4 protein-coding genes are annotated in these 10,778 nt (G+C 72.4%); all 4 read right to left on the reverse strand.

All coding sequences use genetic code 11. The features are described from left to right. Window positions 1-2 precede the first annotated feature (2 nt). The 4 genes from ACGFIG_RS10325 to ACGFIG_RS10340 all read right to left on the reverse strand — a co-directional run bounded on the left by ACGFIG_RS10325 (window position 3) and on the right by ACGFIG_RS10340 (window position 10,678). Complete coding sequence (locus tag ACGFIG_RS10325) at window positions 3-1,763, reverse strand: beta-ketoacyl synthase N-terminal-like domain-containing protein (protein WP_393001204.1); 1,761 nt, start codon at window positions 1,761-1,763, stop codon at window positions 3-5. After that, complete coding sequence (locus ACGFIG_RS10330; protein WP_393001206.1) at window positions 1,760-4,831, reverse strand: AMP-binding protein; 3,072 nt, start codon at window positions 4,829-4,831, stop codon at window positions 1,760-1,762. Before ACGFIG_RS10330 ends, ACGFIG_RS10325 begins: the two co-directional genes overlap by 4 nt. 2 nt (window positions 4,832-4,833) lie before the next feature. Continuing rightward, complete coding sequence (locus ACGFIG_RS10335; RefSeq protein ID WP_393001208.1) at window positions 4,834-5,856, reverse strand: phytanoyl-CoA dioxygenase family protein; 1,023 nt, start codon at window positions 5,854-5,856, stop codon at window positions 4,834-4,836. 88 nt (window positions 5,857-5,944) lie between these two features. Beyond that, window positions 5,945-10,678 carry a MupA/Atu3671 family FMN-dependent luciferase-like monooxygenase gene (locus ACGFIG_RS10340; RefSeq protein ID WP_393001210.1) on the reverse strand — a complete coding sequence of 1,578 codons (4,734 nt, stop codon included), beginning with the start codon at window positions 10,676-10,678 and terminating at the stop codon, window positions 5,945-5,947. Window positions 10,679-10,778: the final 100 nt, after the last annotated feature.

The raw sequence follows: 10,778 nt of genomic DNA on the forward strand, positions 1-10,778 counted from the left end.
AATCATTCGTCCAGTCCCTGCTCGACCATGTCCACGATCGCCTCGACGTTCTCCGCCGTGAGCAGGTCCAGAACCTCCAGGACCACTCCCCACCGCTTGTGGATGAGGTTGACGACGGCGAGCAGGTCGACCGAGTCGATCCCGAAGTCGAGCAACCCGACCTCCAGGAGCTGGTCGTCGCTGAGGTGCGCGAAGTCGCCGCGCTGCCGGAGCACCTCCACGAGCCCGCTGACGATCTCCTCCCGCCCGGGGCGGGACCTCGGCCCGTCCTCCGGCCGGGCGGCTCCGTTCGCCCCGGCCTCGTCCGTCGCGGGCTGCGGGGCGGGCGCGGACACCCGGCCCGCGGCGCCGCCGACCTCGTCCGCCGCAGGCGCGGGCGCTCGGCCCGCGTCGCCGCCGACGTCGATCGAGAGGCGCTCCCGGCCACGCACGTCGGGCCCGTCCCCGGGCTCGCCCGGCCGTGCCCGGCCAGCGGAAAGCACCAGGTGCACGCTCGTGCCGCTCGCCCCGAAGCAGCTGACGCCGACCCGCGCGGTGCCCGTGGGGAGCGGAACGGGACGGAACGACGGCTGGGCGATCCACTCGCGCGCGTCGGCGTTCAGCTCCTCGAAGTGCACCGTCGGGGGCATCCAGCCGCGCTTCAGCCCCAGGAGGACGTTCACGAGGGACGCGATGCCCGCAGCCGTGTCGAGGTGACCCAGCGCCGGCTTCACCGAGCCCACGGGAAGGGGATCCCGGCGCGTGCCGAACACCTCGTGCAGGGCGCCCAGCTCCACGATGTCGCCCACCGTCGTTCCCGTGCCGTGCCCCTCGACGTACGCGATGTCGTCCGGTCCGACGGACGCGTCCGCCATCGCCCGACGGATGACCCGTACCTGACCGTCGAACGCGGGTGCGGCGTAACTGGCGCGCTGCGCGCCGTCGCTGGCGGAGTAGACGCCCTCGATCACACCGTGGATCGTGTTGCCGTCGGCGACGGCGTCCTCGTGGCGACGAAGCACGAAGACACCCCCGCCGCTGCCGCCGACGGTGCCGTCGGCCCGGGAATCGAACGCCCGGCACTCCCCGGTCGGCGACAGGATCCCGCCGCGCTCCCACTGGTATCCCCGACGATCGGGGAAGTACAACGCCGCGGCGCCCGCGAGGACGGTGTCGACCCGGCCGCTGCGGAGCAGGAGCACCGCGTGCTCCACCGCCGCGAGCGCTGTCGAGCAGGCCGTCTGGACGTTCACGCTCGGACCGATGAGCCCCAGCCGGTAGGAGACCCGTCCGACGCAGTGGTCACTGCTGTTGCCGATGAGGATCTCCGGGAAGGCGAACTGGTCCCGCATCGCGAGGTCCCGCTGCAACCGCGTCGTGAAGTACGAGTCGAGCGACTGGCCCGCGTACAGACCCATGCCGATGCCGCCGACCACGCCGATCTCGCGGCCACGCACGCTGTCGGGACTCATGCCCGCGTCGTGCAGCGCCCCGATGCAGCAGTCGAGGAAGAGCAGGTGCTGCGGATCGGTGATCGCCAGTTCGTGTGGAGTCAGGCCGGCCAGGTGGCGTGCGGTTTCCGGGCTCCAGGCCGCCCTGGCCGACCGCGCCACGTAGCCTTCGCGGCCGAAGTCCGACTCCGGTACGCCCGCGGCGACCATCTCCTCGCGGGAGACGTCCACGACGGCGCTCGTTCCCGACCTCAGGAACGAGTCGATCTCGACCCGCTCACGTCCGGCGGGCAGACATACGTCGTACCCGACGATGGCGATCTCGCCGCTCACCCGGCATTCCTCTTCCCGCTGTCGTCGATGTGGTCCGCGAGTGCCGCGAGGCTCGGGAACCGCATCAGCTCCAACACTCCGATCCTCTGACCGGTACGGCCCGCGAGAGCGCGAGCGAGGTTCGGCAGGTCGACCGACGTCAACCCCATGTCGAACCAGCTGGCGTGCGGGCGTACCGTTTCCGCGCCGACGAGCGGGCGCAGCCCGAGCGCGAGCGCGCTGACGGTCGGCGACCACCCGGTCTCGTCCGCCTTCCCGGCGCTCGGCGGGTCGGCGGCGGACGAGGGCTGCGCCCCGCCGTCGCGCTGCGGGAGGAACGCGACGTCCTCGCGTACCCCGAGCAGCACGGAGCGGGCAGGCCGGGCCAGTACGCAGGCGGCGATGTCCATGACGCTGATCTCGTCGAGCCCCAGGGCCTGGGCCACGGCCACGTTCGCCTCGTCGGTCTGCCTTGCCTCGCGCACCGACGTCACCGACACGACGGTGACCGGGATCCGGGTGGCCTGCTCGGCGATCACCTCGGCCGCCGCGCACGCCGCCGAATAGGTCTCGACGCCCGTCCCCGCGACGTGTGCGTTGACGGAGGAGACGACCGCGAGCGGCGCGTCCAGGGCGTGCGCCAGTTCCACGGCCGTGCGGACCCCGTCGGTCTTCGGGCCGAGAAGACGCGCGAGCGCGTCCTGCGGCGCGGGCCGGGGCTCGCCCGCCAGGTGGACAACCAGGGTCCGCTCCCCGGGAGCCCATCCGATCTTCTCCAGCAGGTCGCCCACGGCCGCCGTCGAACCGATGTCGGTGCAGACCCGGTCGACCCCGTCCGCCGGGGCGTTCCCGGACCGGGCCCGGTGACCGACGAGCGTGACGCGCAGGCCGCGAGCGGACAGTTCGGCGCCGAGCGCCTCGCCGAGTCGCCCGGTGCCACCGAGGAGCACGGCATGGGTCGCGGGCGGGACGTCGCTTCCGGCGGAGACCGGCGCGAGGACGCGGTGCCACAGGTCACCGCGAGGGCCCACGAAGAGGTCCGCGACGGCAGTGCGCGCGCCCGCCTCCACGGCCGGTTCCTGCGCCAGGACGTCGTCGAGCACCTGCTCGTGCGCGAGCGGATGCAGCCAGACCGTACGCACGGAGCGGGCGCCCGCCCCGTGCGCGACCGCGCGCAGGTACGCCGCCACGGGATGCGACCGGGGCAGCCGCCGGGCGTCGCCCTCGCGCGCCTCGACGAGGATCACCACGTCCTGCCCCCGCAACCGGTCGGGCTCGGCCGCCTGACGCCAGTGCTCCAGCGCCTCGTGCAGTTGCTGCGGCGCGCAGCCGGCCAGGGCCGAGTGGACCAGCCCGCGCCCACGCAGGACGACCGGCTTGCGCACCTGCCCCTGCGCTCCCGCCGGTGTCCCCTCCGCAGGCGAGGGCCGGGCGACCCACTCCAACTCCCACAGCCGAGGCGGGTCGGGGTCGATGAACCTCCGGACGAGCCTTCCCTTGCGGACCTTGCCGATGCTGGTCCGCTCGATCGCGCTCGCCGGAATGTCGATGACGTGCGCGACGGGTACGCCGATGATCGTCTCCACGCACCGCCGGACCTCGCCGCGCACCTTCGACGCGTCACCGTCGACGGCACAGAACACGGCGATCTGATCACGGTCGAGCCTCGGTGCCCGGAAGGAGGTGATCGCGCACGTCCCCGGCACGACGCCCCCGACCCGCTCGACCTCACCTTCGAGGTCGGCGGAGTTCCAGGTCACGCCGTTCGCGACGATCCTGGTGCCGTCCCTGCCGACGAAGTGCACGCCGCTGTCGTCGATCCGGGCGAGGTCACCGGTCCGGAACCAGCCGTCGGCACCCATGGCGAGGTCCCCACCCACCAGATAGCGCTCCAGCACCGGCGAACCACGAACTTCCAGGTGCCCCACGCCGAGGCCGTCGTCCGCGGCGTCCGTCGCCACGATCCGGACCTCGACCCCGGGCAGCGGGAAGCCGACGGAGACCGTCGGAGACGTGTCCGCGAGTGGGTCGTAGTGCGGGGCGTACAGGACCCCGGAGCACGTCTCCGCCATGCCCCAGGCCGGTGCGATCGTGCCCTTGGGCAGGCCCAGACGCCCCAGCGACTCCTCGAAGCGCGCGCAGTCCCTGGCGGAGACGGCCTCGCCGCCGTTCAGGCAGAACCGGATGCTCGCGAGGTCGACGGACCCGTCGGCCGGGATGTTCCCGGCCTCGTTGGCCAGCATGCGATAGGCGAAGTTGGGCGACCACACCGCGCTGACGCGGTGCTCGGTCACGAGCCGGAACCACTCGCCGGGATTCGCGAGGATGCGTTCGGTCGCGACGGAGAGGTGCCTGGCCGCGATCACGGCGTCCCGGACGTGGGCCATCAGCATGCCGCCGACGTGCGACAGCGGCATCCAGTTCAAGCCGACCGTCGTGGCGTCGAGCTCGTTCACGGCCACGGCGCCGAGCGCCATGTCGATAACGCCCCGGTGGCGCTGCGGCACCACCTTCGGGGCGCCGGTGCTCCCCGAGGTCATGAAGTGCACCAGCGACAGGGGACCGTCGGCGGTGGCAGCGGCGCCGTCGTGCCCGCCCGGCTCGTCCAGGTCGAGCGGGATCGGGTCGATCCCCCACCTCGGCGCCTCGGAGACGACCCGGAACCGGGAGGCTCTGGCGTGAACGAGTGCGCGGACGGGCGCGTGCTCGGCGAGCGCGGCCAACCACTCGCCCCCTCCCGCGCGGTCGTCGAGGAGTTCGGCCGGCACCAGCAGCGGCTCGGCCCCCGCCACGACACTGCTCCAGAAGAGCGCGAGGATCTCCGACGGTTCGGTCGCGGCCACGACCACGATGGAGCCACGGTCGAGGCCCCCGCGACGGGCGTCGGCGGCGATCAGCCGTACGCGGTCCCGGAAGGCTCGCCAGCTCTCCTCGCGCCGGGTCCCGTCGGAGTCGATCGTGCCGACGGTGGTCGTGCCGTCCGCCGCCCGGTCGAGGACCTCCGAGAGGCTCCGTGGCGTCCCCTCGGTCCGTACCGTGGCGAGCGGCCGGCCCGCGAGCTGGGCGATTACGCGGTGCTCGGTCTGCATCTCTACCGACTAACCACCGGACGCCCGTCGCGCAGGACGTCGAACTGCGTGTGCGGGTTGTTCGCCGGGCTGATGACCTTGTCGCCCCACGGGTCGATCGCGATCCGGTTCATGCCGTCCGGGGCGTACTCGACGACGAGTGCCTTGCGCGTCCAGTTCTGGAAGTTGCCGCCGGTCATGTGCGGTAGCAGGCCCGCGAAGACCATGATGGATCCGGCCCGCATCGGCAGCGGGATCATGCCGGACGGGTCCTCGGCGAACACCCGGTTGCCGAACTCGCTCTTCTCGTGCACGAGCGGTCCCACGCGGTGACTGCCGGGGAGCACCCACATGCACCCGGAATCCTCGTCCGCGTCGGTGAGCGCGACCCAGGCGGTGACGATCTTCCCGGGCTGGTCGACGTACGTGTAGCCGGTGTCCTGGTGCCACGGGAACGCCAGGCAGGAGTTCGGGCTCTTGTAGACCGACTGGTCCCAGTACAGGCGGACGTTCGGCCCGATCAGGTCGTACATCATGTGTTGCAGGAGCGGCAGCGCGATGAGCTTGCGCAGCGGTGCCGAATGGCGCGCGAGCTGGACGTTGAACGACACCTTGCCGGCCTGCGTGATGTTGTTCTTGCCGCCGGCGACGCTCGCGGCCGTGAGGCGCTCCGCTTCGAAGCGGTCGAGGTCGGCGACCACCTCCGCCAGGAACGCCTTGCTGAGCACGTCCTCGACGATCACGTAGCCGTCGCGGTCGTACGCCTCGGCCTCGGCGTCGCTGAGCACCCGCTTGCCGCTGCCGATCGAGCGCCAGAGGAAGCTGTCGCTGAGCGGGTGGCGGCGGAAGGACGGCCAACGCGAGGACTGGAGCCCGAACCGTTCCTGGCAGAACAACGCCCAGTCCGCACGGGAGTCGTTGACGATCGGGCCCCGCCCGTGCGTCGTGGACACGGCGAGGTCGCCGTCCACGATCGCCTGTGCGCTGTCGGGGATCGTCCTGTCCTGGAATCCGTACTGCGCTGCGGTCCGCGCGTCTGGTTCCACCCACGCAGCGAACTGGCGGAGTTCCCCGAACGTTGTCCTGACTTCCAGAGCCATTCCCTCACCCCTCGATCGAAGCAGCTGACTTGTCTCAGATGCGCGCGGTCACGGCCCGGCTCAGCTGGCTGACCGTCGGATTGTCGAAGATCAACGCCACGTCGAGCTCGGTGCGCAGCTCCTGGTTCAGGATCGCCATGATCCGGATCGCGTCGACCGAGTCGCCACCCAGATCGAAGAAGTCGTCCTCGTCCCCGAAGTCGACGGACCCGTCGAGCACCCGCTTCCAGACCCCCCGTACCAGCTCGGGAACGTAGCCGTGGACCTCCGCGCCGGCCGGCCGGTCGCCGTCACCGTCGTGGTCCTGATCCGCCTCCCCCACGTACTCGTCGACCAGTGCGCGGAGCGCCGCCATGACCTCGGCCCCCTGGTCGGCTCGCAGCGAGCGGAGCACATGCGACAGGGCCGCGTCGAGGTCCTCGGCCGACGACGGGCTGAGTGCGAGCTTCTCGTCCGCGCCCACCATCGCCCAGCGGCTCAGTGCGAGGACGGTGCCGTCGCCGGCGGCGCCTGCGCCGGGCCGGCCCGTGCCGACGACGACGAGCCGACGGGGTGCCCCCGCCGCACGAACCCGGCCCGCGAGACCCACCATGCCGGTCACCAGCAGCGCGACGGTGGCGTCGAACGCGGTGTCGACGTCGATCACCACCGCCTCGGCGTCGAGAGAACCCGGCTCCTCCTCGGCGAGGACGCGCGCGGACGCACGCGCCTTCGTCACGACGAGGTCGAGGGGGCGGACCCGGCCGTCGAGCCGCGCCTCCGCGGCGCCGGGGTCCCCCTGCGGCTCGGCGAGGCCACGGACCAGCCGGGCGAGCCCCCGCGCCGAGACCCGCTCCGCGCGGTCCACGCCGCCGCGTCCGTCGTTCGCGGTGGCCGCTTCCGGCTCGGTCGTCGGGACGAACCGTTCCTCGATGCCGCGGATCAACCGCGCGAGCAGCAGCTCGCCCCGGTCCTTCGGAAGGAACGCCTGCGCCGCGTCGATCGACAGTTCGACGTCACCGCCGGGCCGCTGGGTGAAGGTCACGGCGAGCGGGAACCGGACCACGTCGGTGGGCATCGACACCTCGTCCACCTGGTGGCCGTCCAGTGCGAACGCCTCGAGGTTGTCCCACGACACCGTCACCGTGGGCGTCTGCACGCGACGGGTGACGTCGTTGAACACCTGGCGGAAGGTGAGCGAGCCGTGTTCGACCCCCGACATGACGGCGCCCTTGACCGACGGGCGTGGGTCGTCCCCGGCCACCGGGCCCAGCCAGAACGGCGCCAGCACGGCGCAGCTGCCGTACTCGACCACCGACGGCTTGGCGGGAAACGCGTAGAGGTGGTGCCGTCCGAGCGTCTCGTCGATGATCTCCGCCGCCGCCCGGAGCGCCTCGGCGAACGACGTCGACCGCTCGGAGCGGGCGTACGACGTGAGGCCCGCGCGCAGGTCCGAGGCGAGGCGACCCGACACCCGGTAGCCGCGACGGTCGAGGGTCCGCGCGTCGAACCCGGCCTCGAACGCCTCGTCCGGCAGGGCGTCCACCCAGCGGGTCCAGTGCGCCCGGTCCCTTTCCCTGGTCTCCCGGTCGAACTGCGCCACCGGGGGGATCGTCAGCTCCTGGACGGGCCGGCCCTGGTAGCGCGCGGCGACGGAGTCGAGCAGCTCGGCGAAGCGCATCCCGTCGAGGACGACGTGCGACGCGCGGAGGTTGACGAACACCCCGGTGGCCGACCGCTGGCACGTCAGCCGCACGCCGCAGCGCGCGACCGGGTCGAGCGGTTCGGCGTACGACCTGACCCGGATGGCGGCCGCGAAGTCCCCCACGGACTCCGCGACCCCGTCGATCAGTTGCCAGCTCTGGCGATGCGCCTCGCCAAACGGCTCCACCCACCCGTCAACGCCATCCGTATTGACGCGTAGACGGTAGGCAGGCTGCGCTTCGATCGTGTCGAGATAGGCGCGCCGCAGTCGGTCGAGATCGACTGCCGGAGAGATGAGAAAGGTGCGGTCGATGACGTACGCCTCGCGCGTCTCGGCGCTGATCTGACACGCGGCCCAGATCTCGCGGGCGGCTCGGCTGGTCGAGACGGGAAACGGGTCCCGCGCCGCCGGGTCGACGGGCCTCACCTCATCCGCGTCGTGGGCGGCGCCCAGCGGGGCCACGGGCTCCGCAGCCGCCGGTGCGGCTAGCCGATCCGGCTTCTCGACCGGTGCGGCCGGACGGTCCGACTCCTCGACCGGTGCGACCGGACGGTGCACCTCCTCGACCGGTGCGACCGGCCGGTGCGCCGACGACGCCGCTGCGGCGGGGGTGCTCGCCAGCCGCTCGCTGAGCCGGCCGAGCGCTCGCATCGTGTCGTTCCACGCCTGTCCCGGCGGCAGGAAGTCGACGAGACAGGCGATGTCGGTCACGCCGAGCCGGGCTAGCTCGGTGGTCAGCTTCGCCCACTCCGCCTCGGGGCCGACGAGCGACAGGCCGTCGCGCAGACGGTTCGCGGCCGCCTTCATGCGCGGCGCCCAGGTCTCCTCCGCGACGAGTTCGGGGTTGTCGTGCGTGCTGCGGAAGGTGGCGAACATGTAGCGCTCCAGCGCCGCCATGTTCCGCTGCTCCGCCGCCTCGTCCGTGGAGACCGCGGCGTGGAGCAGGACCGTCACGTCTCCGCCGTCCGGCGGGAGCCCGCCGTCGCGCCGCCCCTGCCGATAGCGCTCGAGGTTGCCGGTGAGCTGAGCCAGGTCCTGCTGGATCAGGTTCGTGAGCACACCGCGCCCGGCCCGGCCCGCCTCGTAGAACGAGTCGGGCGATCCCACGCACGCCTGCCAGAGCCGCAGTTCGCTCAGCGGACGCGGGTGCAGCCGGACCTCCGTACGCTCGCCGGACCCCCCTTCGACGGCGAGGGCTTCGCCGCCCCAGAGACGCTCCAGCTGCGCGACACGCGTCCGGAACAGCTCACGGCGTTCGGCGTGCGTACCCTCGGAGAGGACGAAGTCGCGCTTCATCCAGCCGGACGCCACACCGAGCCCGACCCGCCCGCCGGAGGCGACGTCGACCATCGCCCAGTCCTCCGCCACGGAGATCGCCGAGTGCAGCGGCAGCACACTGCTGCCCGCCCGGATGCCGATCCGCGAGGTGCGCATCGCGACCATCGCGCCGAGCACCGCCGGGTTCGGCGAGAACCCCGCGAAGTCGTCGAAGTGGCGCTCGGGCAGCCAGACGTTCTCCAGGCCCTCGGCCTCGGCGACCTCGACCAGGTCGAGCAGGCGCGAGTAGATGTCCTTCTCGCCGTTGGCCGCGAAACCGAACAGCGCGAGGCTCACCGACGGGGACCGGCCATCCTCGGGGTCGACCTCCGCGTCGCCACCCCGGGCGAGCCGCTGGGTCGCGCCGGCGACCGCGTCGAGGACGGCGCGGCGGACCTCCGCCGTGTGGGCGGGAGACAGGAAGCAGTTGCCCGTCTCCGGCACGAGTACGCCTTCGGCGATCATCATGCGCCGGAACTCGTGGAACGCCTTCCCCCCGTACGCGAAGCTCGTCGACGTCGCGGGCACGAAGCGGAAGAAGGACCCGGTCCCCAGCACTCGGACGCCGACGCCGGAGTCCTCCAGGATCCGCGCGATCGCCTCACGCAGGTCGTCGCCCGCGGCGTTGAGTTCGGCGAGTACGCCGTCCCCCTCCCGGGCGAGCTGCCGCAGCACCGCGCCCGCCGCGGCCACGGAGAGCGGATGCTTCGCGTACGTCCCTCCGGTGAACGACACGCGGTCCGGGTCGGCGCGCACCTCGTCGGTCCAGGGCCCCCCGTCGATCAGGTCCATGACGTCGGCGCGGCCCGCCACGGCGGCCATCGGCAGACCGGCGGCGAGCGTCTTGCCGTAGGTGGCCAGGTCCGCACGGACGCCGTAGATCCCCTGGAAGCCCTGGACGTGGAACCGGAACCCGGTGAGGACCTCGTCGAACACGAGCAGGGCGCCCGCCTTCTCGGTCAGGCTCCGCGCCGTTCGCGCGAGCGAGGCGAGGTCGACGTCGGGCGACTGGTTCAGCCGGGGCTCCATCACCACGGCGGCGACCTCCTCGCCGTGCGCGGCCATGAAGTCGGCCAGGTGCTGCTCGCTCACGGGCAGCACGCGGACGTCCTCCGCGGCGCTCGGGGACACGCCGGGGAAGGACGGGGTCGCCAGGTGTTCGCGGCGCTTTCCCGGGCGCGGGCTGAAGAGGGTGGAGTCGGAATGGCCGTGGTAGGCGCCCTGGAGGAGGACGACGAGCGCCCGCCCCGTGTAGGCGCGGGCGAGACGGATCGCGGTGAAGACCGCCTCGGTGCCGGTGACGCAGAAGTTCACCCGGTCCATCCGCGTCAGCTCGCAGAGCAGCTGGGCCACCTCCGCGGTCTGCGCGATCTCGGCGCCGATGTGGAACCCCCGCTCGATCTGCCGCTCGACGGCTTCGCGGACGAAGTCGGGGTTGTGGCCGAAGAGGTGAGCGCCGTACCCCATCGTGAGGTCGATCAGCTTCCGTCCGTCGGCGTCCCACACGTGGGCGCCGCTCGACCGGTCGATCCAGATCGGGTACGACGCCGCCCGCTCCTCGTGCTCACGCTGGGCGATCTTCCGGTTGTTGCACAGATGCCCCTGGCTGCGCCGGCTGAGCTCGCGCGACGCGGCGGTGGCCGTGGCGTAGGTCGCGCCCCGGTCCCGCTGGTGTCCCGGCCGTTCCACCGCCGGTTCCGCCACCGCCTGCCGGATCTCTCCGGTGCCGCCCCGGGCAGCGGGCGTCGCCGCCGGCTCAGCACTCACCAGGACCGGCTCCGGCGCCACCACGACACCATCACCCCGCGCCACCGACTCCGAAACCCAACGCCCGACAGCACGAACCGTCACCACGTCCTCAAGCAAC

Origin of the sequence: Micromonospora sp. NPDC049048 (assembly GCF_043197615.1) — a bacterium.
Taxonomy (GTDB): Bacteria; Actinomycetota; Actinomycetes; order Mycobacteriales; family Micromonosporaceae; genus Micromonospora.

Bases quoted from the DNA above. Each gene is read 5' to 3' on its own strand.
- ACGFIG_RS10330 (WP_393001206.1), bottom strand. From the start codon at position 4,831: ATGCAGACCGAGCACCGCGTAATCGCCCAGCTCGCGGGCCGGCCGCTC.